The sequence below is a fragment of the Sphingobacterium sp. E70 genome (genome assembly GCF_019285695.1).
GTDB lineage: Bacteria > Bacteroidota > Bacteroidia > Sphingobacteriales > Sphingobacteriaceae > Sphingobacterium > Sphingobacterium detergens.
The window spans coordinates 846451-871797 of record NZ_CP079104.1 but is presented as its reverse complement, the minus strand read 5'-3'; the positions used below and the strand labels follow the sequence as shown (position 1 = coordinate 871797).

Sequence of the window (25347 nt, the reverse complement as noted above, 5' to 3'; positions counted from 1 at the left end):
TTTTAGCATGATTTAATCAAATAATAGATAAGAAACAATATAACGTGAGATACGCTGCTATAGACATAGGCTCCAATGCGGTCCGTCTTTTGATCGCTGATATCATTGGCCAAAAGGATCAATACAATTTTAAAAAAATACGCTTTTACGGGTTCCTTTACGCCTGGGCGATGATGCATTCATTCAACAGGAAATTTCTCCCAGAAAGGCGGAGAGCTTGATAAAAACGATGAAGGCATTTCGCGAATTGATGGATGTTTATCATGTGGAAGACTATATGGCTTGTGCAACCTCTGCGATGCGTGATGCTAAAAATGGTGCTGATATTGTTGCGGAAGTCAAGAAAAACGGAATCAATATCGATATTATAGAAGGAGCGAAGGAGGCTGAAATTATCTACAACAGCCATTGGGATAATAAGATGGAAAAAGACAAGGTATATCTTTATATCGATGTAGGTGGTGGTAGCACCGAATTGTCTTTATTTGCGAATGGTGTACTGGTGAATTCAAGATCCTTTAATTTAGGGACAATACGTATTCTGGATAATCAGGATAAAGCAGAAACCTGGGATGAGCTCAAAGAGTGGGTCCGAAGCAACACACATATGTATAAACAGGTCATCGGGATAGGAACTGGTGGTAACATCAATAAATTGGCCCGGTTGTCCAATGAGAAATTGGATAAGCCATTGTCTTACGCAAAATTGAAAGCGGTGTATGAACATTTATCGTCTTTCTCTTTAAAGGAACGTATTATTTTACTGGGTCTCAATGAAGATAGAGCGGATGTAATTATCCCTGCTAGTGAGATTTTTCTGACGATTATGAAGTACGGTCGTCTAAAACAAATCATTGTTCCCCGTGTAGGTTTGGTCGATGGTGTAATTAGAACCTTGATCAATAGGAATTTAGTGAAATAAAGTATTAAAAAGCATTTTTCACCTTGCAAAAGAAGGAAAAATCTTTATTTTTGTGATACCAAAGGCGAATGTGAGCCCAGGTGGCGAAATTGGTAGACGCACCATCTTGAGGGGTGGCGCTCGTATGGGCGTGGCAGTTCGAATCTGCTCCTGGGCACTTAAAAAAAGCCAAATCTTTAAATTAAGATTTGGCTTTTTTTATTGACTATATAGTCTTTTTATTATGAATGAGTAGACTCTTTAAAATCTTATCCTTCACTGATTTCTTTGAGAATTTGTAAAGCTTTTGGCCACGATTCGTCAAAATATTCAATATACTCTTCATTGGTGTCCACATCAACCTTTAATAATGTTTTACCATCAAGATCCGTAAAAGTATAATTCTCCAATGAACCTGCCCAGCCTTCGACAGCAGGTCCTTCGGTAATCTCTTTACCTTTGTCCAATATACCGTAGTGACGAATAGATATGTATTTATTTGGAATATTTTCGGCTATCTCCGCTACCATACCTTCTTTTTCACCATCTTTATTGATGCCTGTAAAATAAATCTTGGCACCCTTTTTCCAGCTACCCTCAAAGTCAGAAGTTGGGTTAAAGGCGGCTGTCCACTTTTGTACGTTTCTTTATCGAGCATTGTCTTAAATACATGATCAACAGGGGAATCGATCGTGACCTGATAATTCATTTTTTTCATGATCTTATTGTTTTGGAAAGTTAGGATCTGCTTTTACTTCTTCAATCTGTTTGGTATGTCGGGCACAATGTGCCGCTATAAACATCAAGCCTTGGTAACCATCTACGACGCCTGTCGGATAATCGTTGATATGGTTGCGGAGGTCTTTAGCATCTGCTTTTTTATGTAATCAATGACCGGTTGTCTTGCGGTACGAAAATCAGCTAAAGCTGTTTTTGAGTCTTTGTATATACCGGTCGGTTGAAGTTCTTTGGGGCCTGAAACTTATGACTTCGATCAGTAATTGTCGTTTTTAGATTGTCGTCAGTCATCTGAACCTCACTTTTTCTTTCTGGTTGGGGAGCTTTTGTCAACGACGCTTTTGCCATATCAAAAATCATACGTTCAGAGAGTATAATGTGTTCCAGGCATTGGCTGATTGACCATTTGTCTGGGGCTGCCTTAAATTGTAGCTGAGCTTCACTAAGACCTGAGACTTGTTTTTCGAGTTCTTTGGTTGTCTGGTCGAAGTATTGCAATAAGGAATCAGTACCTTCTATTCCTTTTGTAAGTGGGGCTTGCTCGATTGCTTCGTTGTAGTTGTTATGACCTACACCTTGCTGAGGTACTGGGGTTGACGAAAGGAGTACTGCGCTGAGACCCGTAATCGCTATCATGTTCATAATCTGGTTCATATTTATATTTTTTAAATTGTTAAATGTCACTTTCTCATTACAATTATAATACATTTTTGTTTTTTTATTCTTTTCATAAGGCAAGAAAATAACATCTTGAGCAGCGTGTAATTAAAAATTACGTTTTTTGAAATAGCGAATCTAAAACTACCTGCGAAATGTTAAATTTAACCTGTAGCAGGAATATGCTGGTTGGTATATGCATTGAATATCAACTTGCTGTTTGAGATTGCTAAATAACAGTATTCATTTTATATATTTTCAATTTTCAAACATTTTATTAAAATGTTTGAAAATTGAAAATATATAACTAACTTTAATTCAGATGAACAAAAAGGAACAGGTTAAGGAGCGGATTGGTCAGGCCGCAATGGAGTGTTTTGAGCGATATGGTTTGGAGAAGACGACATTGGACGATATTGCGAAAGCCGTAGGATTGAATAAAACTTCGCTTTACTATTATTATAAGAACAAGGAAGATATTTTTATAGAAGTTGCGATCCGTGAGGGTGAGTCTTTTATAAATACATTGCAACAGAGTACCTTAAAGAAAAAAAGGCGTGGAGAATCAGATCGGGTTCTATTTAGAATCGCGATTGAACTATTACACGAATGTGCTCAATATGAATAGAGTGTCGGTAGAATCGCTTGATAAGATTTTGCCTCGTTTTTTTGAACTATATGATGCGATGATGGTGCAGGAAAAAGATTTTCTGACAAAACTTTTGGTGCAGGCCATTGATCGGGAGCAGCTGGATATGGAAGATCCAGAAAATACTGCTTCTGTACTAATCAATTTTGCGAATGCATTAAAACATAGTACAGAGCAACAAGCGATCCTAAAGAAGCAAGTCGAGATCGACTATGCGCAAAGTCTTCGGATACTAAATTTTTGGTTTCCTTGATTTTCAAGGGGATCAGAAAACAGGGATGATGACCTGTTTCAGGGAATCATGGATGGGGTAAAGTGAGGCATTGAAGCGAATATTATACGCTAACCAATATAAACTATGAAAAAAATTACCTTATTAATCCAGATTCTCTGCATCTGCGCTCCATTTTCTTTGTTTGCGCAACAGACGATAAACGGGCGTGTTAGTAATAGCCTGACCGGGGAGGCCGCCTATGCAATCTCCATACGTATAAAAGACAGTAAGGAAGGTACCTTTTCGGATGATCGAGGTCGTTTTCAATTGAAAACGAATCTGCCTTTGCCCCTAATCCTTTCTATTTCGGCGATCGGCTTTGAACCCCGTGAGGTTCTTGTCGAGAGCGCAGCTTCCCCTTAGAAATTCCGCTTAATGTTTCGCCGATACTGGGGCAGGAGGTGGTTGTGTCCGCTAGCCGAACAGTTCAGACCAAATTGTCTTCCCCTGTGACCATCGAGCAGATCAGTAACAAAGATATCCGTAATTCTGCTCAAATAAGTTATATGGACATGCTTCAGGGCCTGCGAGGAGTCGATGTTACGGTGTCCAGTATCGGTTTCACCAGTGTAACGACACGCGGGTTCAATACAAGCGGGAATACAAATTTTACACAGATTGTTGATGGTATGGACAATCAAGCCCCGGGATTGAATTTTCCGCTGGGCTCAGTTATTGGTTTGACCCAACTTGATGTCGATAATATTGAGCTTTTATCAGGTGCTTCTTCTGCCTTATATGGCTCCCGTGGGCTCAACGGAACCATGATCGCAACTGGGAAAAATCCATTCAAATATCAGGGATTAAGTGTATTGGTGACGCAGGAGTCAATCATGTAAACGCGAAAAAGAACAATGATCCTGTTCCCGCATCGCCCTATTATGATTGGACAATTCGCTATGCTAAACAATTGAGTAATAAGATTGCTTTTAAGGTCAATGGTCAATATACCCAGGCAAAAGATTGGGTAGCTAATGATGAAACGAATAAAAATGGCTTGGGTACAGCGCTAACGGATCCAAATTATAATGGTGTCAATATGTACGGAGGGGCAACTTCGGTCGATATCAACCCTTTCCTGGAAGCTGCACTTGCTGGAAATCCAGATTTGGCGCCAATTGTTGAACCCCTGCTTACTCATTCAAATTATGTTTCCCGGACAGGCTATGCTGAGTATGGCTATCTCGATAATAGGGCCAGGCTTTTTAAGGTAAATGGTGAATTTCGCTATAAGATTTCACCGGATATCGAAGCGATTGCTTCGGCGACTTTTGGCACTGGAAATATAGTGTATACCAATGATACCCGTTATCAGTTAAAAGGATTTAAAGTTGGCCAATATCGTTTGGAGGTACGAAGTGACAAATGGTTTGTACGGGCTTATACGACTCAGGAAAATTCAGGTAAAACACTCGTCGCCGGACCGACGGCCCAATACATCAATGAGTCCTGGAAAACAAGTTACGATGGTAATGTAGGAGGCTGGTATCCGGAGTATACAGCTGGTCTTCTTAATGCACTTGCTACTGGCACATCGCTTACAGATGCTCATCTCCAAGGACGTACTTTAGCTGACCAGGGCCGGGCGGAACTTGGTAGCGCAATATTCAATAGACTTAAAGATAGCATTAGCAATACGCCAATTTCAGAAGGTGGGACATTATTTCTTGACCGTAGTAAGTTATATAATGCTGAAGCGCAATATAATTTCTCAGATCATATTAAATTTATGCAGGTCATAGCGGGTGTCAATTGGCGCCTGTATAGTCTCAATTCTAAAAATACACTTTTCCCAGATAAGGATAAACCGATTCATGTCAATGAATACAGCGCTTATCTTCAAATGGCAAAGAGAGTCATGGACGAACGGTTGAATATCGCGACTTCTTTTCGATATGATAAAAATACATTATTTGCTCAACCACGGCTTACGTCACGTGCATCATTGGTCTATGATATGCAAAGACAGAATTATTTGCGTTTCTCTTATCAGAATGCATATAGTTTCCCTTCTAATATTCAGGCTCTTCAAAATACATTGAATGGTTATAATAGTTTTTCATCCGGTGGATCCTCACTATTATTGATTGATAACTATCAATTTGACCGCTATCCACCCTATACATTAGAAAGTGTACAAAAATTTCAGTCGACAAATGATCCGAAAGTACTTCAGCAATTTAAGTTTGATGATATCAAACCGCAGTCAGTCAATGCTTTTGAGTTAGGATACGCAGCGATGTTTGGTAAGCGTGTCATGGTTGATGTCCTTGGTTATTTTTCAACATGGAAGAATTTTATCGGTTATGCCAATGTAGCCAATACACCGGGTACTGACGATGTCAACGCTTTTAAGGATCATGCTACTTATGTTCAATATAATGTCGCTTTTAATGGTGGAGAAACAGTAAATACATACGGCTATGCTGCAAGTGTAAGCGTAGATCTGGGCAAGAATTTTATGACCAAGGCAAACTATTACTCGGACTATCTTAAAAATAAAAACAATAGCCAGATCAATAACTTTAATACACCTAATTATCACTTTAACTTTGAATTTGGAAATAGTGGTTTTGGTAAAAAACAAGTCTGGTCGTTTAGTACATCACTTCGTTATAAACCCGGTTATTATTATGTTGTGTCTGGGGGCTTGCGGCGGGGCAGGTGCCTAGCTCAACTGTAATTGATGCACAGGTGAGCTATAAGCTTATTAAAGCGCGTTCTGGCATTCGTATCGGTGGTACAAATATTACGAACAAATATTATTCTACTGGTATAGCCAACCCTCGTATTGGTGCGGTGTATTATGTCACCTATGCCTATAATATTTTTAACCAAAATAAATCATAAAAAGATAAATCATGAAAAGACATGTAAAAAACAGGCTCATAATGGTGTTCATCGGACTCGTCTTTTGGAGCTGTAAGAATCAACAAGGCACAGATTATAATGTGTTGACTTTTGGTCCGGGGCAGGAGGAAGCGATTGAAGAGGCTTTTCTGTCGATTAAAGATAGTACCAATATACACTTGAAAGCAGGTAAATATCGTTTTGAAAACCTGAGTATCGCCCAGGTAAATCATATTAAAATCGACGGCGACGGGCATGATAAAACAATTGTGGATTTTTCGGGGCAGACACAGGGAGGAGAGGGGATTCGTATCACTGATGTCAAAGGACTAACCATCGGAAATATGACGATCCGGGATTCAAAAGGTGATTTATTGAAGATAAACAACAGTCAGGACATCATTATTGCAGATCTTCACAGTATATGGAGTTCGGCTGATTCCACCAGCGGTGGATATGGAATTTATCCTGTACTCTGTAAGAATGTGTTGATTGAGAATTGCTATGCCGAGGGCGCTTCTGATGCCGGTATCTATGTAGGGCAGACCAAGGGCGTAGTGGTGAAAAATTGTAAGGCATCCAAAAATGTAGCTGGCTGTGAAATTGAAAATACAACAGATGCTGAGGTATATGACAATGAGTTTTATGGCAATACAGCAGGTTTTTTGATTTTGATCTACCTGATCTATCGCAGCGAGGTGGTCATGTGAAAGCCTATCGTAACAAGATCTATGATAACAATTTCAAGAATTTTGCGAAAGGAGGAAGTTTTGGAACTTTTTGGGGCGTAGGAAACGCCTCTCCCGGAAGTGGAATTATTATCCTTTCCACCTCAAATATCGAAATATATGATAATACGATTGAAAAAAATAATACTTCGGCGATTACTATAGCTTCTGGTTTTGCTGTAGATGAAAAAGCTGCTGAACGTATCAATGCCAATTACTCGCCAATACCGACTCATATTAAGATCCATGGCAACACCATAAAGATGGAAGACAAGTTCCCACAACCGGCTTATGAACATCGTATTGGCCAGTTAATTATTGCTACTGAAGCACAGCTGAATGCCGTTGAACCCAATCGTTCGGTGAAAAGAATCCCTGCGATCCTGTACGATGGAATCACCAGCAACATTATGACCAATGGTACTTCCTTAAATCCAGATTCTATTTGTATTGACCAGCCCGGTGAAAATATGTTTGTTTCGGCAGATTTTAAACATGCGGGGCAAGCAGATAAATGGAAACCATCAAGTAATGTGAAACCATTTCAATGTAAATAACTGTGAGAAATATAAAATTGACCATTGCTGTTATCATCGTTTTGACTGTATTCTCCTTGACTTTGCAACAAAGCTGCCGACAGGGAAAGAATAAATCAGAACAAACCAATACATCTTTCGTATTTAAAGAAAAACTATCTGATTATGGGTTTTTTCAAGGGAAAGCTAAGTAGTCTAATGCCGCAAGAGGGGTGCTTCCGTACGAGCTAAGTACACCTCTGTTTTCTGACTATATGGTTAAAGATCGTTTTATTGTTCTTCCACGGGGAAAATCAATTGAATATACTGCACAGGGACCTTTGGATTTTCCTGATTCAACCATAATTGTTAAAAATTTCTCCTATATCAATGTTCAGGGACAAAAGGTCGTCATTGAAACCCGTTTGTTGGTTAAAGATCCAATAGATCATAATTGGAAAGTCATGAATTACCTTTGGAATACGGAGCAAACAGATGCAGTTAAGCATATTAGAGGATCGAAACTGGCAATCACGTTGGTCGATAACTCTGGTAATAAACATACAACAAATTATATGGTGCCGAATACCAATGATTGTAAACGTTGTCATAATAATGCATCGAAACTAATGCCAATAGGTCCTAAAGCGCGCAATCTGAATTTTGTGCGTACAGGCGATTCTGTCAACCAATTGACCCGTTGGAGTTCGCTGGGATTGTTGAAAAATATGCCCGACTTAAAGAATATTTCACAACTGCCCGTATGGACCGATAGAGAAAATACAGTATTGAAGAACGTGCCAGAGCTTATTTGGACGTCAATTGTGCACACTGTCATACGAAAGGTGGTGACGCATTTAATACAGGGTTATTTCTCAATTATGAAGAGAACGAACCGGCACATCTGGGTGTGGATAAAGCACCTGTATCTGCCGGAGGAGGGGCAGGTGGCTTAAACTTTGATATAATACCTGGAGATTCAAAGCATTCTATCTTGCTTTATCGAATGAATAGTACCGAGCCGGGTACGGCAATGCCCGAATTGGCCCGAAGTATTATCCATAAGGAAGGTGTGGATTTGATCCGGCAATGGATAGATAATATGCCCAAGAAAAAATAAAAATATCATCACCTTTCAATTTATATTAATTAGAACAGTATGATTGAGCAAATAGATTCAATATTTCAGCAACAGCAACTCTTTCAAATCGAATTACGACAGAGTGATGCCCAGCAACGGATAAAAAAGCTGCGTAAATTGCGTCGTGCGATTGAAAGTAACGAGGATTTAATTTATGAAGCGTTGGCGAAAGATTTGCGTAAATCAAGAAATGAGGCCGCAATAAGTGAGGTGCTCTTTATCTATGGTGAAATCGATTTTGCTATTCGCCATTTGCAAAAATGGATGCTACCCAAACGCGTAGGGAGATCGGTGACAAACTTGCTGGCAAAAAGCTCGATCGTCTATCAACCCAAAGGAGTGGTTCTGATTATATCGCCCTGGAATTACCCCTTTCAGCTTACGATGAGCCCCTTGGTATCTGCGATTGCTGCTGGCAATTGCATCGTACTAAAACCCTCTGAACATAGTCCATACACAGCAGCAGTGATTCAGAAGATGATATCCGAATCATTTGATGTGAAAGAAGTTGTTTGCATAACGGGTGAAAAATCTACAGCGGAAACTCTTTTGAAACTTCCTTTTGATCATATTTTCTTTACAGGAAGTTCTATCGTTGGTAAACATATTATGAAGGCTGCTTCCGATCATTTGAGTTCAGTAACCTTGGAGCTCGGAGGAAGTCTCCGGTTATATTGGATGAAACCACCCACTTTGAAAAGGCAGCAAATAAAGTAGCTTGGGGAAAATTGATCAATGCTGGTCAGACTTGTATAGCTCCAGATTATGTTCTTATTCCGGAAAAGCGACGTGACGAATTTGTGGGACATTATTTAAATGCGGTGAAAAAGATGTTTTTTCGAAGGATGGTAAAATAGATCCGAATGTCTACGCGAAAATTATCAACCAGAGGCATGCTGATCGTCTTATTGCTTTGATCAATAAGTCGGTTCAAGGGGAGCCCGATTAGTTGAAGGAGGTGTACTGTCTGAGGATTTAACCTTGAGTCCGACATTGTTATTAGATGTTTCATTGGATAATACGATCATGGGAGGAAATCTTTGGACCTATTCTTCCGGTGATAACGTATGGGAAATTGGAAGAAGCAATTGCTATCGTAAATCGAAGTGAAAAGCCTCTTGCATTGTACGTATTTAGCGAAAACAAACATCATATTCAACAGGTTGTACAGCAAGTAGCATCGGGCGGCGTTTGTATCAATGATGTACTTATCCATGTTTCCAATCCTCATTTACCGTTTGGTGGTGTTAACGGTAGTGGCCAGGAAGTTGCCATGGTTTTTTTGGCTTCAAGGCATTTTCACATGAACGCGCTGTGATGCGTCAATCTAGATATGCACTTTCTACATTGATCTATCCACCATATACAGAGAAAAAAATAATATTTAAATTGCTAAAAAAATGGATTTAGGTAGCTTAATTTTTTATACTTGTATATGAATAAAATCAAAAGCATTGTTGTGTTTTGTGCTTCTAGTTTAGGCAACTCCAGCATATATGAAGATCAGGCAAAATATGTAGGTTATACGTTTGCGCAGCGAAACGTTCAGTTGGTGTACGGAGGTGGCCGTGCAGGATTAATGGGGGTGGTTGCAAATGCCGTTTTAGAAAAAGGCGGTGAGGTCGTTGGCGTAATTCCCCACTTTCTAAACTCAAAAGAAAGAGAACATCGCGGCGTAACAAAATTAATTACAGTGGATAGTATGCATGATCGTAAACGAATCATGAATGATCATGCCGAAGGAATAATAGCTTTGCCAGGAGGATTCGGAACGCTTGAGGAACTTTTTGAAATGACTACCTGGGGACAACTCGGTCTCCATCGTAAGCCAGTGGGGATATTAAATATTAATGGGTTTTATGATCATTTGATCAAATTTATGGATCATATGGTTGTTGAGGGACTTTTAAAACAGGAGAATAGAGAAATGCTGTTGATAAGTGATTCAATTGAAGAGCTATTAGATAAGATGGACAACTATGTGGCACCAGAAGTAACAAAATGGATTAACAAAAATGAGGTCTGAGAAGACCTCAATAATTTAGTAGCTACTTAATTTCTAAGACAATCTTAATATTACGCTTATGGTTTATTAAGATTGTTCTTATTGAGTTTTAATGTTGTTTTTGGATTTTTGTAACAAAAATTCTTTATCTAATTATGTTACAATTCCAAGGCCTTGTTACACCTTTATTAATTGCTGCTCCTTTTTGTCTTAATGCACAGACTATTTCATCTGACACCTTAAAGTTGTTAAAAATTGATGAAATAGAAATCACCTCTAAATATTACAAGCGGTATAATCCCAAACAATTGTCTGAAGCATTGCGCTTAGAAACATCTTTATTGAAAGCACCACAACATATTCAGGTCATTAATAACGAGATTTTTCGGGATCAGGCAGTATTGAACCTAAATGAGAGTGCTACCCGCAACGTAAGTGGCACTTTTAGAGAGGAACTACACAATGGTATATCCCCTGATATATATTCGCGTGGAGGCTATATCAGTGCACAACGCAATGGCGTGGATATGCGCCCATTGGGTAAGGGGCCAATAGCAGATGATTTGGCGATTATTGAGCGTGTGGAATTTGTAAAGGGGCCCAGTGGTTTTATGAATGGCATTAGTGACCCATCCGGTTCCTATAATATCATTACAAAAAAACCAACTGGAGAAACCAAAAGGAGTTTCGATTTGCTAACCGGAAGTTTTGGTTTGTTGCGTGCCGCCGTAGATTTGGATGGGCAACTGGATAAAAGCAATAAAGTCCAATACCGTTTAAATGTCATGGGTATGCGTGGTAACGGGTTTCTCAAACATGATCAAAATAATAGATTGTTGTTTGCGCCTCATTAAAATATCAATTTAGCGATCGCACTTCGATAACAGCTGAATACATCTATCAACAATTGAACTATCTTCTTCTCAGTGAAGCACAGATGTCCCCCTACGGTTATGGTACACTCCCGAAAGATTTTACCATTACTGACCCTAGTATACGACCTTTTGTAGGTAACGACCATAATGCATTTCTGACATTTCAACATAAATTTAAGAGTGATTGGCAATTGACAACAAAATTGGCGTATATCCGTAGTGGCTATAATGGTACGTTGTTTTGGGTGAATGGTGCGAATGCCGAGAATAAGGACATTTTGGATAGAAATCTAGTTTACGATTCGAATAAATACGGTATCTTTTCTACGCAGGCTTATCTGAATGGATATTTTAAAACTGGAAATGTTGGCCACCGTATCATCACTGGAATTGATATCAATAATAAATCATCCCGAAGTTGGGATACATGGGGCACCGCGACAACCGTCTATCCGCTGTCCATTACGAATCCACAGTACTCGGAAACAATACTTAATACAGGTATAGGCGGCGATTTTGCTTCGCAAAATGATTTTACGTCCGAGGGAAGTAAAATACACCGACGACTTTTCTACGTTTCGGCTTATGCAATGGATGAATTACTTTTTCTGGATGAAAAACTACGGATTTCTCTCGGTTTACGTGTCACTGCATCGAATGGCAAAACAAATGACTATGGTGCAAAGAGTAATTCAGAAGATGTTGTTTTAACCCCACGATTGGGAGTCAATTATGCATTGGATCGAAATACTTCACTCTATTTCTTACATGACCAGAGTTATTTGCCACAAGCAGGAATTTCCGTGGATGGTACAGCGTTAAAACCATTAAAAGGAGTAAACTATGAATTAGGGATTAAACGTGACTGGATGGAGGGAAAATGGAATACAAGTGTTTCTGTCTATCATATCGAAAGAAATCGTTTGATCACACCTGACCCAGTATCCAATCTGATCTATCAGACTGGGGAAAGTAAATCAAGAGGAGTTGAGTTTGACCTCAAGGGAAGACTGACAAAAGGCCTGAATGCGGTGATTAACTATGCTTACACAGATTCTAAAATCTCTGCGGATGAAATGAAACCCGAAAATATTGGGCTGGCCACACCCAATCGGGTAAAACATATTCACAATACTTGGTTGAATTATCTATTGCCTATCGAACGTGTAAAAGGTTTAACAGTATCCTTGGGATATCAATGGCTCGTTGGTCGAGCTGAGCGTTTTACATCAACAAATCCTGTCGCTCTCAAAGATATCTTTCGATTGGATGCCGGAGCAGGATGGAGCAACGATAAGTACCGTATTAATCTAATCGTCAATAATCTCTTGAACGAAAAAATGTATTCTACAGCTTGGCGTAATGGTAGCGGAAATATGTACTATTGGGTACAAATGGCACCTATACATGCAAGGCTCTCATTGGGAATAAATCTGTAAAAAACGATGAAAATAAATTTTATAAAAAAGTTGATAGTGATCCTATTTCCTATTTGGATAGGCTGTAGTGGCGAAAATCAAAAAGAAAAAGCGAATGGAGCGGCTGTAGAGGTCACCGATGCGCAAGGGCATCTTATTGCGCTAGAGAAACCCGCGGAACGTATCGTATGCTTATACGAACCTGGATTGGACGCGCTATATATGCTGCAGGCAGAGCATAAAATTGTCGGGCTATTTAATGATGTTTATTCCAGTGATGAACTATTTCCCATCTTTTCGAAAATGGACGCAAGAATCTTGGAACGGAAATTACCGGTAGTAGGGACAAATAATCAGGGAAGCGTTGAACAGATTGTCGGACTCAGTCCAGATTTAGTAATTGTACATGCTGGTCAGGCGGATCTGATAGAGGGTTTACGAAATGCTGGAATGAAGGTGTATGCAACGAAAGCCGAATTGAAAGCAGAGGTGTTTAAAACAGTGGAGGATATTGCAACACTTACAGCGAGTACAGAAAGGGGTATGGAGTTGATTTCCTATGTAAAGCAGAAAGAGGAACTAATCAAAAAAACTTCTGATACGATTACAAAGAAACGACGGGTATATTTTACTTGGGCCTATGGTCGTATTTTTTCGACAACAGGTACGAAGAGTATGATGCACGCTTGCCTGGAAATGGCCGGCGTCGAAAATGTCTGTCCTTTTGAGTTGGATCAGCCGAATATTAACGCGGAAACATTGATCGGTTGGAACCCTGATATGATTGTCATGTGGAACGATAGTCCACAATTATTTTATAAACGAAAGGAGTTTGCGGATATTCCTGCGATAAAGGAGAAGCAGATTTTTAATCTGTTGCCAATGTTTGCCTACAACCCACATACCTTGAAAGCGCTTTGTACAGCAACGGCAATACATCATTGGGCGTATGGGGATAAGCAATTAGATCAGAAGGGGCAGGTTGAAGAAATTATTACCCATCTTTATGGAAAGCAAAAAGCTGATAAAATTATAGATTTATTATGATAATTAACAGGATTACATCGTATTGGGACAAGCAGAGTAAGATTTGGCGTGAAGAGAAAGAGGAGGCCTGGTCCCAACCAGAAACGGCAAATTGGTTGAATTTCTTTGGAGAAATATTGCTTGACCCAAAGTTGGGGGAAAGAGTATTTTGGAGATAGGGACTGCTTCAGGATACTTTGGTAATATTATGACCAAGGCAGGCTTTGCGGTGACCGCTATTGATCTCTCACCAAACATGATAAATGAAGCAAAACAGGTTTCTGATGCATTAAATCTAACAGTGGATTATCATGTAATGGATGCTCAAAATTTGGCATTTGATGATGATCAATTTGATCTTGTTTTTACACGTCTTATGACTTGGACTATTCCAGATTTATTTAAATGTTATAGTGAAATATTTCGGGTATTGAAGCCAGGAGGAATGTTTATAAATTTTGATGGCGATTTCGGAGCGACAGTTTTCAGTCAAGAGGGGCATGAAAGATATCCTAAAGAAATTATGGAAGAGGCAAATGCCATCAAATCCAACTTGGATATAAGTAAACATAGCCGACCAGAAAGAGATTTATATCTATTGGATAAGGTGGGCTTTATTGATTTAAAAACTGATAATGAAGTTCACAATAAAATCTATTCGAAACCTGAGGAAGAAGGTGGATTATTTATGTTGAGTGGCGTAAAGCCAATGTGCTAGCCTTCCAGATTATCCTGATTATCTTATTTTTCTTTATTAAAAAACTGCCTATGAGGTTGCAAAATTTTAGAATTGCAGCCTCATTGTGGTTAAAGTATTTGTTTTTTTTTCAATAGTTAGGATTTGATCAACATTTTCTAGGAAATTATCAATATCTACTTGGAAAATGAACTCTACTTTTGAAATGGTTAATCGTTGGTTTGACTGATGGGGTAATATATTTTACCCCGTCACTAACCGTTTCATAGGTATCTTTATTTTAACCGGTAAGGTATCTATGGCGGTTAGTTTCCCCGGCGTTGAAAGGGTGTCCGTTCCCCTTTTAACAAAGAGGCTCGATCGGAAGATCGAGCCTTTCTTATTTTATTTCGTGATTTGAATCGAAACTTTTAAAGTTTATTTGCACGGGCTGTTATTTCAGCAATGTCGAGCACTTCTATTTCGGACTCTTTCTCCTTTATTTTGACACCGTCCTTTAACATCGTCATACAGAAAGGACAAGCAGCGGCAACAACATGAGGTTGTATTGCAATTACCTCTTCAATACGTTCAATATTAATATCTTTTTGCCTTGTTCGGGTTCTTTAAACATTTGGCCACCACCAGCACCACAACATAAACCATTGCTTCTGCAACGCTTCAATTCAACAAGTTGCGCATCTAGACTTTCAAGCACTTTTCGAGGTGCTTCATAGACTTCATTTGCTCGCCCCAGATAGCAAGGGTCATGATAGGTTATTTTCTTACCCTTAAATATATTATTGTCAGCCGGTTTTAATTTACCATTATCGATGAGATCCTGGATCAATTGGGTATGATGAATGACTTCGTAGTTACCACCTAAGGCAGGGTATTCATTTTTAAGCGTATTAAAACAGTGTGGACATGCGGTTACAATCTTTTTGATTTCATAGCCATTCAATACTTCGATATTCATCATGGCTTGCATTTGAAATAAAAATTCGTTTCCACTTCTTTTGCGGGATCACCGGTGCAGCTTTCTTCTGTTCCAAGAATCGCATAATTAAGCCCTACATGCTGGAGAATCCGACATATGTCTCGTGTTATTTTTTGAGCACGCTCATCAAAACTACCAGCACAACCCACCCAAAATAATATATCGGGAATCTCTCCCTTAGCTAACAGCTCTGCGACTGTTGGAACTTTTAATTCATTTTCCATCCTTAAAACTATTGTTGTTGAGTCCAATTTGCACGGTCCATTTGCGCATATTTCCATGGAGCGCCATTATTCTCAATGTTTCCAAACATATTATTGATACTTGCCGGGGCCTGAGATTCTTCCATAACTGCAAAACGACGAAGTTCGATGATAATGTCCAATGGATTAATATTGACAGGACATTGCTCGACGCAGGCATTGCAGCTTGTACATGCCCACAATTCTTCCCGGCTGATATAAGTGTCGATAAGAGACTTACCATCCTCTACGAAGCTACCATGTACCTTAATGTTATTGCCTACTTCAGTTAGTCTATCCCTTGTATCCATCATTATTTTTCGCGGAGATAGCAGTTTTCCTGTGATATTTGCCGGACAAGAGGAGGTACAGCGACCACATTCGGTACACGTATAGGCATCAAGTAGGCTTTTCCATGTTAGATCCTGAACATCTTTGGCTCCAAAGCGGGCTGTGGCATCTGAAGAAGGCGGAGTGAAGCTCGGATCGAGCATTGCTTTTACTTCGTTGGTTACAGCAGTCATATTGGATAATTTTCCTTTGGCATCCAAGTTTGAAAAATACGTATTTGGAAAAGCGAGAACGATATGCAAATGTTTTGAATAGGGCAGATAGTTTAAAAAAGCCAATACACCTAATATATGGAACCACCAACAAAATCTTTCGATCATGTATAGCGTGGTCGTAGAAGTCGGAAGATAGGGTAATAAATAATGACTTACCGGAAAGGAGCCAACAGCATTAAAATGTTCAAATCCATAAAGCTGTAATTTGAGATCTGTGGCATTCATTAGAGGAAAGCCGACATAAGCAGAATCTCTGTAATCAAAATAATATTCGCATCCGTTTTAGGCCAGTTGTTAAGTTCTTTACTATTCAGGCGAGTTACTTTGACAACATTTCTTCGAATAAGGAAGATCACACAGGACAATAGTACACCAAGTGCTAACCATTCAAATGAACCAATCAAAAAGTTATAGAAGCCTCCTAAAAAGAAAATACCCGATGCGTTCCGAATAAACCGTCGATAATGATTTCCAACATTTCGATATTGATAATAACGAAACCTAAATAGACAAATAAGTGTAGGATGGCAGGAATAATCCGTTTAAACATCTTTTTCTGTCCTAATGCAACCAGAAACATTGTTTTCCAACGTTCCGAAGACCTGTCGGAACGATCTAAATCTCTGCCTAACTTGATATTACTATAGATCTGTTGTGCATTTTTACCAAAGAAAAATAATGCTCCTAAAAAACAAACTGCAAATATTAGTTGACCTATCATATGCTCGAATAATGGTTATATAACAAATATACTATAATATTTTTGTTATGCTAACATAATAAAAATAAATCAAAAAATAGGATTGAGCAGCTAATTTTCTAAAAAAAATGAATAGGAAAGGGACGATCAGTAGAGAAGCCTCCAAGAAATCGAAGCAATTTCTTGGAGGCAAATATTATTTGGATAATTAATCTATATCAGCAAATGCTTGCTTAAGAATTTTTTCGACAGTTTTTTCAATACGGATTTTCCCTTCTTCTGTATTGATATCGATACCGCAGAAAGTACTGCCTGTCGATTTAGCCTGTAGGGCTAAGTAGTAAATTCCGCTGACCAGTAATGCAAGTGTCGCTCTTATGTCAGTTTCAGAATTCTCAAATTTTGGATCAAAGTGTTTAAACAATTCTTCACCGAGAACTTCGCGTCTATCCGCTATATTTTTAATGCTTTTGTTTTCTCACCCAGTCCCCAATGGATGATTTTTTGTTTAGTTTTATCTTTTAAGAAGGTATTCAATTGAGATTTAAGCAATTCGTTTACTAAAGCTACATCAATATCATTTGGATTTGATATCATTTGCTCTAAAACTCCTTTATCTCCGATTTGCCAAAAATCCTTTTGTGTTAAGTAAGCTTCTACTAATTGATCAAGACCTCCAAAATAATTCCAGATGAGCGCTTTATTTAAGCCGCACTCCAGTGCAATATTCGGGCCGTTCAGCGCATGGTAGCCTTTCTTTTGGATTACTTTTCCCACCGCTGCGATCATCCGCGCCTTGGTACGTTCTTTGTCTCGGATGGGACCGGATGTTACTTTTCTTTCTTTCTTTGGATGATCCTCAGTTACTTTCTTTTTCATTAGAATAATTTGTTTATTCATTACCAGTTTGTTCTCAAAGGCATTTATACCGCCTTCGTCGGTGTTACTAAGAATGAAACTATCATATAAACTCAATCGTATAAGTCTTTGAGCTTAATTTATGCTCGTGATAATTCCATACGAATAAAACCATTTTTAGCAACGAAGCTTCCATGAGTTATCCTATTCGTTCGTTAATAAACAAATTTGGACTCATGATGTTTTCATTAGGGTAGATGTATATTTTTTCTACAATATCTAAATTTTAGCTGGTAAAAGCAAGAAATCGTATTGTAGATTTTTATTCCTACTGATAAATCCATTTCTTTCGATCACCAAATAATCATTTTGAGAGTTTCCTAGTGGATTATATTAATGTACGAATAGCGGGGAGGGCATAATAAAAAAAGGATTATTCATGTGAATAATCCCTTTTTTATTATGTACAATATGTTATTATTTTTTTGCTGGTACAGCAGGTGCTGCTGTTGCTGAGATACCTAGTTTTGACTTAACAGCTGCAGTCAAATCTTCGCCACCTTGGAAATAAGGAATATTTGTGCTTGAGATATCAAATACATAAGCCATACCTTTTCTTTAGATACTGCGTTTACAGCATCAGCTACTTTTCTTTGAATAGGAGTGATCAACTCATCTTCTTTTTTGCAACTCTTCTTGAGCAGTTTGTTGTGAAGTTTGAATACGCGTTTGCATATCTTGGATTTCTTGACCTAACTTATTAAGTTCAGGATCTAGCGTATCTTTGTTCGCTTCACTTCTAGTACGTAATTTATCAGTTCCTTCTTTTTGTTTGGCTTGTAACATCGTTACCATCCCTTGAATTTCCTTTGTTTTAGTCTCACTCAATGTTTTCAATTGACCTTCAGCTGTTTTATAATCTGAAGTGGCTGAAATGATTTCAGCAAAATTGATATGACCAATTTTTTGCTGCGCATTCGCAAATTGAGTTGAGAAAAATACTGCCACTATAGCAACCGCACCTTTTAATAAGTTTTTCATGCTTTTCATTTTAATCTAATACGCCATCTCTATGGCAATCTTTTTAGTTTTCTAATTAATTACTACTTTTATTACTTGTGTCCACAATGATAATAAACTCCTGCTTAGTTTGCAAGACTGGGATTAGGTTTATAGCCTAATTTTGTAATGACATCATTACTTTTGTTCAATTTTGAATTGGCATAAAGAAAAGTAGACTCTTTGCCTTTGTCCACGATGAAGTCAAAATTCTGTGCTGAGGCAACTTCTTGAATTGCTTTTGCTACGCGGTCTTGAATAGGTTTAATCAATTGAACCCGTCTTTTGAAAAGTTCACCTTCAAATCCGAATTTTTGTTTTTGATAATCTTTTACCTCTTTTTCTCTGGTTACAATTTCATCCTCACGACGACGACGCATATCCTCGTTTAATAAAACTTGATCCTTTTGATAAGCCTGATATAACTTTTCTATTTCAGCATATTTTTGATCTACCTCTTCCTGCCATTGTTTAGAAAGATCATCTAATTGTTTTTGGGCCGTGGTATATTCGGGAATGTGTTTTAGGATATATTCTGAATCTACATATGCAAGCTGTTGCGCAAATGTCGCTGTAGCACTCACGACTACAAAAGCTATAACTAACAATATTTTTTCATATTTCCTGTAAGTTTTATAGACTATAATTTATTATTTAACATTAATTTACTTTATGACAATGGACAAGCCCAAAAGTTTAATCTGAGAAGCCGCCTTAAATAAATTTACGGCTCAAAAATAACAAAAAGATGCAATCTAACAGATATTTCTCGGGTTTAACACTATTTAACTTGTTGGGCGATTCTCGTTATACCTTTTCAAAGGGGGCTATATGGCTAACCTTTGCAGCTAAAAAACAAGCTCGCTTCAATATAGGAAGATTTATGATATATTCTGCGTTAAATCGAATAAATAATTTTGTTGGATGTATATAAAAAAAGCTATCGCAGAAACTGCAGATAGCTTTTTTATCCCGATAAGGATATATCTTAGTGATTGGATCAACCTCGGTTAAAATCCGCCCATATTTTGCATAATACTGAACGTGAAGTTCTGTTTCCACGTACTGCTTGGTAATCCCGGAATAGGGTCGAATGCATGACCGTAGTCAATACCCAACATACCGAAGATAGGTAGGAAGATACGTGCACCTACACCTGCCGAACGACGAACCTTAAATGGATTGTATTCTGTGAATTTGTTCCAGGTGTTACCTGCTTCCGCAAATGCCAGTACATACACTGTTGCTTGGTCATTTAACATAACAGGGTGACGCAATTCCATTTGATACTTGGTGTAGATCGGGCTTCCTGAGTTTCGTGCTACGTTTACATTTTGAGTACCCTCTGGGATAATTACACCATTTGCATAACCACGCATCGCGATGATTTCAGAACCTTGAAGGTAATCGAATCCTTGCATACCGTCACCACCGACCTTGAATCGCTCGAAAGTAGAAATTTCTGTTTTGCTAGAATATTTTCCTAAGAAACCAAACTGTGCCTGAGCTTTGAAAACTAATTTCCCAACAATTTTTGCATACCATTGCGAATCGAATTTCCATTTGTGGTACTCAGTCCAGCGATAACGATCTTGAGGTGTACCATTCTTATAATCAATGTTATTGAATAATGAATAAGGTGGCGTTAACTGCACAGAGAATTTGATATTCGAACCCGAAGTAGGGTAAATTGGCGCATCAATCGAGTTACGGCTAAATTCTTGTGTTAAGTTGATATTGTATGCTGTACCGTTATCAAACAAGAAATAGTTACCATAATTCTGAAGTTTATACCGTTGGAAAGACAATGAGGTATTTGCTTGGAACCAGTTGTCTGGCCACTGTAGGCGTTTACCTAAAGTCGCGGTAATACCCGTCATCCAAATACGGTTTAATTCCGAATCTTTTACGATCTGCTCACCCGTATAGTAGTTGAACCCACCATACGATGAACTAGAAGTATAGGCACTCAGACCAAAGTATATTGGTTTTTTCCGCCCAACCAGGGTTCCGAAAAGGAGAAGCTATAGGATTGATAACGTTTACCTGATGTCTGACCACGTACACTTAATTTTTGGCCATCACCACGAGGTAGCGGTTTCCATGAACTTTTATCAAAAAAGTTACTTGTGGAGAAGTTATTGAACGTCAGACCTAGTGTACCTATGATTTGTCCAGCTCCATAACCTCCTGAAAGTTCGACCTGATCGGATGGTTTCTCCGTTACATTATAAACGATATCTACTGTTCCTTCCGCATAGTTCAAATTGCTCGGAACTGGATTTGTTTTTGTTCATCAAAATTTCCCAATTGTGCAATTTCACGAACACTACGCATAATTTGCTCTTTTGAGAATTTTTGTCCTGGTTTGGTATAAATGGAACGTAATACAACCCGATCGTTTGTGACATCATTACCTTTTACGATAACATTGTTGATTGTATACTGTGCACCTTCATATACACGCAAATTTAAATCGATGGTATCGTTATATACACGAGTTTGCTCAGGGTCTACCGAGAAAGTCAAATAACCATCATTCATATAGATGGATGATATGTCATCTGAATTTTTGCCTCCACCCAACAATTTAGTACTTAGTTTTTCTTCGGAGAAGACATCACCACGTTTGATTCCTAAAATTTTATTTAATAGGGTGTCCGAATACTTGGCATTTCCTGTCCATACAATATTACCCACATAATATTTAGGCCCCTCATATATATCAAATTTTACCAATACATTTTTTTCGCCATCCCGGATGATCGTATCTTTTAAGATCTCAGCATCGCGGTAACCTTTGGCGGCCATTTTTTTGATCAGGTTTTCTTTACCTTCTTTGTATTTCTCTTCTTTGAATTTACCTGGACCAAATATGCGGTACCACATTTTTTTGCTTAATTGGCTTCGCCATTTTCCGCAGATCTTTTTGAGAAAAATGCTCGTTGCCTGTAAAGGTCATTTCTTTGACTCTTACCTTATGTTTTTTATCCACATCAGCAATTAGGATTTCGTTGTTAGCTTGCGCCGAATCCTTAACTGTTTTTAGTGTAATTTCTGGATATAAAAAGCTTTTCTTTTAGAAACCGTTGAATGGTTGCACGAGTGGTATTCATCAAGTTCTCATTGACGATTTTACCTGTATTACTATTTAAACGTTTACGGACTTCCTCGGTTTGGCTTTTGCTTAGTCCGTTAATATCAATACGTGTCAAACGGGGACGTTCTACGACACGGATGGTCAAAAAGATATTTTCGCCTTCAATTTTTTCTGCCCATAATTCGACATCGTCGAAGAGGCCTTGAGCCATCATGTCTTTTACTACTTTCGCAGTCGCCTCACTTGGTACTTCCAAATATTGACCTACAGACAATTTAGATATGGTAATTAATACATTCTTATCCAAAAATTGTGTTCCGGTTACATCAACAGCGCTAATTACATAGTTTTTAGGGTTGAGATAACTGATTTTTTCGGGGTCATTTAAGTTGAACGCACCATTTTGCTGTCCATAGACAAGTTGCATTGATGAGAGACCAAAAATAGTATTACGGGTAGTATACGCTTCATTTATCTTTAATTATTGGCGCTAAAGTACACCAATCAGTTGTTAATTTTTGTTAATTAAGAAAATTTTAACCAGCTTGTTTTTTATTCAAATCAGTTGACAAATTTAATAAAATCATTTATAACTGCTCACTTGTTTTTCCAAACCTTCTTTCTCGTTGCTGATATTCTACGATTGATTTATATAAATCTTCTTTTGTAAACTCTGGCCACATCTTGTCTAGGAAGCATAGTTCAGAATAAGCAATTTGCCAAAGAAGGAAATTACTAATCCGAAGTTCTCCACTCGTTCTGATCAATAAATCTGGATCTGGCAGGTCTCGGGTGTATAGATTGGCGGAGAAAATGTCATCGTTGATCTCTTCTATGCTCAATTCTCCTGCTTTAACTTTTTTAGCCAGATTTCGGGTTGCTTCCACAATTTCTTGACGGGAACTATAGCTTAGCGCTAGGGTTAGGTACAGTGTGTATTATCTTTGGTAGCATCAATGGTTTCCTGAAGCTTTTTTGTGCATTCGATGGAAGCTTGCTAATATCTCCGATCGCGTTTAATTTGACACCGTTTTCTTGAAATGTCTTGATTTCCTTTTTTAAAGAGGAGACCAAAAGCTCCATCAGCGCGATTACTTCCAGTTTTGGGCGATTCCAATTTTCGGCTGAGAATGCATAGAGTGTTAGAAATTTAATGTTAGCCTTAACACATCCTTCTAAAGCCTCTCTTACTGCTTTCACGCCATTTTGGTGTCCAAATACACGAAGTTTGCCTTTTTGCTTTGCCCAACGACCATTACCATCCATGATAATGGCAATATGTTGGGGTAATTTAATGTTATCAATTTGATCTAAAAAGCTCATTGTTGCTATTTTCAATAAATTAACACCTTTAGCCTTTTACAGCTTATTTGTGTGTTAAAACCAGATACTGGCTTTCTGTATATTACCTTCAAACGAAGTTTTACCTCCCAAGGTTAATCCGTTTGATTATTATTATGAAACCTTACTATCCGTGCCTTAGCTGTATTTATTTCTTCCAAATATCGATTTTTAATTGGGAATTCAGAAGTACAATATGATAAAGATTAGTAGTTCCTCACATCGATACCCCAAAGCAGTTTTCTCTTAATGTGCTAAAAAAGCTTTCGTGCGGAAGACGAATTAGATTAATCGTAAATGGAGCTTGTTTAATTGTCAATTTTACTGAAGTATCGATAGACTCATTTTTTGAGTCACAACTGAGTATGTATTGATTGCTTCGGCTCTCGATTTCAAGTTCCAGTGTGAATTGATTTGAAATAACGATCGGTCTGACGTTAAGGTTATGTGGTGAAATCGGTGTAATGACAAAATTCCCGCTTTCAGGCATAATGATCGGACCTCCGCAGCTCAGCGAATATGCTGTGGAACCGGTAGGAGTGGCGATAATCAATCCATCTGCCCAATAGGAATTGAGTAGTTCACCATTAATCCGTGCATTGACTGTGATCATTGCGGAACTATCATAACGAAATACCGTGATATCGTTAAGGGCATAATGATTACCTTGGAACAAATTGGTCTGTTCAGACTCTACCGACAGGAGAACACGTTTTTGGATATCATAGCGATTGTTTAAAATATCGTCTATGGCATGTTCAAAATCATTTTTATTAATGGAAGCCAAAAAGCCCAAGCGGCCAAAGTTAATTCCTGCAATGGGAATACCAGAGTCTTTAATGAGCGATACTGCTGATAACATTGTTCCATCACCACCTAAACTTAGCATGAGATCAACATTGTCTTTAATTTGCTCATACTTATGATAAGTAGGAAAACTAAAACCACATTCAAACTGCGTTGTCAAGAACTTATAAAAGGGTCATAAACCCAAATATCAACGTTTTTGCCAACGAGATATTTAAATAAGTGCTTCACATGTGCTATAACGGAGGGTTGAAACTCTCGTCCATATATCGCAATTCTCATATTTTTGAATTTATGGGGCAAAGATGAGAAAAAACTAATCTTAATTAATTAAATATTGATGTAATTCATAAGCTGCTGATAACGATCGGCGGTATCATCAAATGCTGCAACAGTATTGTGTGTCTCCATAATTATATAATTATGCCTTAAGAATGAATTAAGTAGCGCGTTGATATTGGATTTGTCTACCTTCAAGGTGACTTCAATCGAGTCACTTTCGAGATTTATTTTTGTCGCACAATTGAGGATCCTACAGTTGTCACTCTCTACCAGATGTGCAATCTGAGATAATGAAAAGTCATGTAATCCAATTGACAATACGATAATAGCACCAGATTCATTTTGAGATTGGATTAATGAAATTGCCTTTAAAATATCCAATTGTGTAGAAACACCAATATATTTGTTGTCTTGATCCAAAATAGGGACTAAGGAACTATTATACACGGTTGTCATGACCAATGCATCATAGGGATGTTGGTTAAATCTAAGCTGTATTGGTGCTGTGTTAATTTTAATGGAGGAGATCGGACCTGCGTCATTATCGGCATCCAATAAAATAGACTCATTGACGAACCCAATATATTCATCTCCATTTAAAACAACCAATTCTTTACAAAGCATGTCTTGTAGTTTTTCTAATGCCTGCTGTATTGAATCAGCTTTTTGAATGCTGAAATCTGCGTTTGAAAGAAATTGTCCTATTAACATATCCAAACTTAATAAAAAAATGATGTGAAAGGGAAATTTTTGTAGATCAGAATCTTTAAGAGGGTAATGACTTTTTGTGTTTGGAGAATAAATTGAAAGTAAGTAGTCACATTATTGCAAATAAGTACAATTTTAATGTTTAAAATTGTACTTTTATTAGCATTCTGTTAGTATTTTTGTCCACAATTTGAGATATGCTTAAATGAAGGACAGCTAGTTTTTTTCAGA

The 25347-nt window shown here is 38.1% G+C and carries 33 protein-coding genes, 1 tRNA gene and 3 pseudogenes; 18 read left to right on the top strand and 19 right to left on the bottom strand.

What is annotated here, in order from left to right; translation table 11 throughout:
* Positions 1-217 precede the first annotated feature (217 nt).
* Complete coding sequence (locus KUH03_RS06355; protein WP_306429474.1) at positions 218-922, top strand: exopolyphosphatase; 705 nt, start codon at positions 218-220, stop codon at positions 920-922.
* A 74-nt stretch (positions 923-996) separates the two neighbouring features.
* Positions 997-1079, top strand: a tRNA-OTHER gene (locus KUH03_RS06350).
* Between the two features lie 91 nt (positions 1080-1170).
* Here the strand turns inward: KUH03_RS06350 and KUH03_RS06345 are convergent.
* The 3 genes from KUH03_RS06345 to KUH03_RS06335 form a co-directional block, all read right to left on the bottom strand.
* Entirely contained in the window at positions 1171-1431 is a 261-nt protein-coding gene (locus KUH03_RS06345) for a hypothetical protein (protein ID WP_257092075.1), read from the bottom strand.
* Complete coding sequence (locus KUH03_RS06340; RefSeq protein ID WP_257092074.1) at positions 1425-1619, bottom strand: hypothetical protein; 195 nt, start codon at positions 1617-1619, stop codon at positions 1425-1427. Before KUH03_RS06340 ends, KUH03_RS06345 begins: the two co-directional genes overlap by 7 nt.
* A gap of 203 nt (positions 1620-1822) precedes the next feature.
* Entirely contained in the window at positions 1823-2293 is a 471-nt protein-coding gene (locus KUH03_RS06335; protein WP_257092073.1) for a DinB family protein, read from the bottom strand.
* A 325-nt stretch (positions 2294-2618) separates the two neighbouring features.
* Here KUH03_RS06335 and KUH03_RS06330 point away from each other — a divergent pair, with 325 nt between their 5' ends.
* The 16 genes and pseudogenes from KUH03_RS06330 (at position 2619) to KUH03_RS06250 (ending at position 14495) form a co-directional block, all read left to right on the top strand.
* Positions 2619-2924, top strand: coding sequence for a TetR/AcrR family transcriptional regulator (locus tag KUH03_RS06330; protein WP_257092072.1), 306 nt, complete (start codon positions 2619-2621; stop codon positions 2922-2924).
* Positions 2917-3198 carry a hypothetical protein gene (locus tag KUH03_RS06325; protein ID WP_257092071.1) on the top strand — a complete coding sequence of 94 codons (282 nt, stop codon included), beginning with the start codon at positions 2917-2919 and terminating at the stop codon, positions 3196-3198. Before KUH03_RS06330 ends, KUH03_RS06325 begins: the two co-directional genes overlap by 8 nt.
* Before the next feature lie 105 nt (positions 3199-3303).
* Positions 3304-3582 (top strand): carboxypeptidase-like regulatory domain-containing protein, encoded by a 279-nt coding sequence (locus KUH03_RS06320; RefSeq protein ID WP_257092070.1) that lies wholly within the window; start codon positions 3304-3306, stop codon positions 3580-3582.
* 44 nt (positions 3583-3626) lie between these two features.
* Complete coding sequence (locus KUH03_RS06315; RefSeq protein ID WP_257092069.1) at positions 3627-4058, top strand: Plug domain-containing protein; 432 nt, start codon at positions 3627-3629, stop codon at positions 4056-4058.
* Positions 4059-4129: 71 nt separating this feature from the next.
* On the top strand, positions 4130-5902 hold the full coding sequence (locus tag KUH03_RS06310; RefSeq protein ID WP_257092068.1) for a hypothetical protein: 1773 nt from the start codon (positions 4130-4132) through the stop codon (positions 5900-5902).
* On the top strand, positions 5884-6069 hold the full coding sequence (locus KUH03_RS06305) for a hypothetical protein (protein ID WP_257092067.1): 186 nt from the start codon (positions 5884-5886) through the stop codon (positions 6067-6069). The genes KUH03_RS06310 and KUH03_RS06305 overlap by 19 nt, the downstream gene beginning before the upstream one ends.
* Positions 6070-6080: 11 nt before the next feature.
* A complete protein-coding gene (locus KUH03_RS06300) occupies positions 6081-6779 on the top strand; it encodes a parallel beta-helix domain-containing protein (RefSeq protein WP_257092066.1) in 699 nt (232 codons plus the stop codon).
* A complete protein-coding gene (locus KUH03_RS06295) occupies positions 6776-7354 on the top strand; it encodes a hypothetical protein (protein WP_257092065.1) in 579 nt (192 codons plus the stop codon). The genes KUH03_RS06300 and KUH03_RS06295 overlap by 4 nt, the downstream gene beginning before the upstream one ends.
* Before the next feature lie 191 nt (positions 7355-7545).
* Positions 7546-8268: a hypothetical protein gene (locus KUH03_RS06290; protein WP_257092064.1), complete on the top strand. Its 723-nt coding sequence runs from the start codon at positions 7546-7548 to the stop codon at positions 8266-8268.
* 203 nt (positions 8269-8471) lie between these two features.
* Positions 8472-9310: pseudogene (locus KUH03_RS06285) on the top strand (aldehyde dehydrogenase family protein).
* Between the two features lie 200 nt (positions 9311-9510).
* Positions 9511-9771: an aldehyde dehydrogenase family protein gene (locus KUH03_RS06275; RefSeq protein WP_257092061.1), complete on the top strand. Its 261-nt coding sequence runs from the start codon at positions 9511-9513 to the stop codon at positions 9769-9771.
* Between the two features lie 117 nt (positions 9772-9888).
* On the top strand, positions 9889-10479 hold the full coding sequence (locus KUH03_RS06270; RefSeq protein WP_257092060.1) for a TIGR00730 family Rossman fold protein: 591 nt from the start codon (positions 9889-9891) through the stop codon (positions 10477-10479).
* Between the two features lie 134 nt (positions 10480-10613).
* Entirely contained in the window at positions 10614-11312 is a 699-nt protein-coding gene (locus tag KUH03_RS06265) for a TonB-dependent siderophore receptor (RefSeq protein ID WP_257092059.1), read from the top strand.
* A 53-nt stretch (positions 11313-11365) separates the two neighbouring features.
* Entirely contained in the window at positions 11366-12772 is a 1407-nt protein-coding gene (locus KUH03_RS06260) for a TonB-dependent siderophore receptor (protein WP_257092058.1), read from the top strand.
* Positions 12773-12778: 6 nt separating this feature from the next.
* Positions 12779-13798 carry an ABC transporter substrate-binding protein gene (locus tag KUH03_RS06255; protein WP_257092057.1) on the top strand — a complete coding sequence of 340 codons (1020 nt, stop codon included), beginning with the start codon at positions 12779-12781 and terminating at the stop codon, positions 13796-13798.
* A 145-nt stretch (positions 13799-13943) separates the two neighbouring features.
* Positions 13944-14495, top strand: coding sequence for a class I SAM-dependent methyltransferase (locus KUH03_RS06250; protein ID WP_373564786.1), 552 nt, complete (start codon positions 13944-13946; stop codon positions 14493-14495).
* A 389-nt stretch (positions 14496-14884) separates the two neighbouring features.
* Here the strand turns inward: KUH03_RS06250 and KUH03_RS06245 are convergent.
* From KUH03_RS06245 to KUH03_RS06180, 16 genes and pseudogenes are all read right to left on the bottom strand, one after another.
* Positions 14885-15677, bottom strand: a pseudogene (locus KUH03_RS06245) ((Fe-S)-binding protein).
* Between the two features lie 8 nt (positions 15678-15685).
* Positions 15686-16486 (bottom strand): (Fe-S)-binding protein, encoded by an 801-nt coding sequence (locus KUH03_RS45360; RefSeq protein ID WP_306429473.1) that lies wholly within the window; start codon positions 16484-16486, stop codon positions 15686-15688.
* The gene (locus tag KUH03_RS45355; RefSeq protein WP_306429472.1) at positions 16486-16665 is read right to left on the bottom strand and encodes a hypothetical protein; all 180 of its coding nucleotides are present in this window, start codon (positions 16663-16665) and stop codon (positions 16486-16488) included. The genes KUH03_RS45360 and KUH03_RS45355 overlap by 1 nt, the downstream gene beginning before the upstream one ends.
* Before the next feature lie 17 nt (positions 16666-16682).
* The gene (locus tag KUH03_RS45350; protein WP_306429471.1) at positions 16683-16982 is read right to left on the bottom strand and encodes a hypothetical protein; all 300 of its coding nucleotides are present in this window, start codon (positions 16980-16982) and stop codon (positions 16683-16685) included.
* Positions 16983-17169: 187 nt separating this feature from the next.
* Positions 17170-17385 carry a hypothetical protein gene (locus KUH03_RS06235; protein WP_257092055.1) on the bottom strand — a complete coding sequence of 72 codons (216 nt, stop codon included), beginning with the start codon at positions 17383-17385 and terminating at the stop codon, positions 17170-17172.
* 29 nt (positions 17386-17414) lie between these two features.
* On the bottom strand, positions 17415-17861 hold the full coding sequence (locus KUH03_RS06230) for a TetR/AcrR family transcriptional regulator (RefSeq protein ID WP_257092054.1): 447 nt from the start codon (positions 17859-17861) through the stop codon (positions 17415-17417).
* Positions 17862-18296: 435 nt separating this feature from the next.
* A complete protein-coding gene (locus KUH03_RS06225; RefSeq protein ID WP_257092053.1) occupies positions 18297-18428 on the bottom strand; it encodes a hypothetical protein in 132 nt (43 codons plus the stop codon).
* Between the two features lie 63 nt (positions 18429-18491).
* A complete protein-coding gene (locus KUH03_RS06220) occupies positions 18492-18860 on the bottom strand; it encodes an OmpH family outer membrane protein (protein ID WP_257092052.1) in 369 nt (122 codons plus the stop codon).
* 104 nt (positions 18861-18964) lie between these two features.
* Complete coding sequence (locus KUH03_RS06215; protein WP_257092051.1) at positions 18965-19486, bottom strand: OmpH family outer membrane protein; 522 nt, start codon at positions 19484-19486, stop codon at positions 18965-18967.
* 402 nt (positions 19487-19888) lie between these two features.
* Positions 19889-20758 carry a BamA/TamA family outer membrane protein gene (locus tag KUH03_RS06210; protein ID WP_257092050.1) on the bottom strand — a complete coding sequence of 290 codons (870 nt, stop codon included), beginning with the start codon at positions 20756-20758 and terminating at the stop codon, positions 19889-19891.
* 89 nt (positions 20759-20847) lie between these two features.
* Positions 20848-21144 carry a hypothetical protein gene (locus KUH03_RS06205; protein WP_257092049.1) on the bottom strand — a complete coding sequence of 99 codons (297 nt, stop codon included), beginning with the start codon at positions 21142-21144 and terminating at the stop codon, positions 20848-20850.
* The gene (locus KUH03_RS06200) at positions 21141-21767 is read right to left on the bottom strand and encodes a POTRA domain-containing protein (protein ID WP_257092048.1); all 627 of its coding nucleotides are present in this window, start codon (positions 21765-21767) and stop codon (positions 21141-21143) included. The genes KUH03_RS06205 and KUH03_RS06200 overlap by 4 nt, the downstream gene beginning before the upstream one ends.
* Before the next feature lie 146 nt (positions 21768-21913).
* The gene (locus KUH03_RS06195; RefSeq protein ID WP_257092047.1) at positions 21914-22405 is read right to left on the bottom strand and encodes a hypothetical protein; all 492 of its coding nucleotides are present in this window, start codon (positions 22403-22405) and stop codon (positions 21914-21916) included.
* A 160-nt stretch (positions 22406-22565) separates the two neighbouring features.
* Positions 22566-23301 (bottom strand): annotated as a pseudogene (locus KUH03_RS06190) (isoprenyl transferase).
* Positions 23302-23536: 235 nt separating this feature from the next.
* A complete protein-coding gene (locus KUH03_RS06185; protein ID WP_306429470.1) occupies positions 23537-24286 on the bottom strand; it encodes an NAD kinase in 750 nt (249 codons plus the stop codon).
* A 170-nt stretch (positions 24287-24456) separates the two neighbouring features.
* Positions 24457-25119, bottom strand: a complete 663-nt coding sequence (locus KUH03_RS06180; RefSeq protein ID WP_257092046.1) for a CBS domain-containing protein — start codon at positions 25117-25119, stop codon at positions 24457-24459.
* Between the last annotated feature and the right edge of the window lie 228 nt (positions 25120-25347).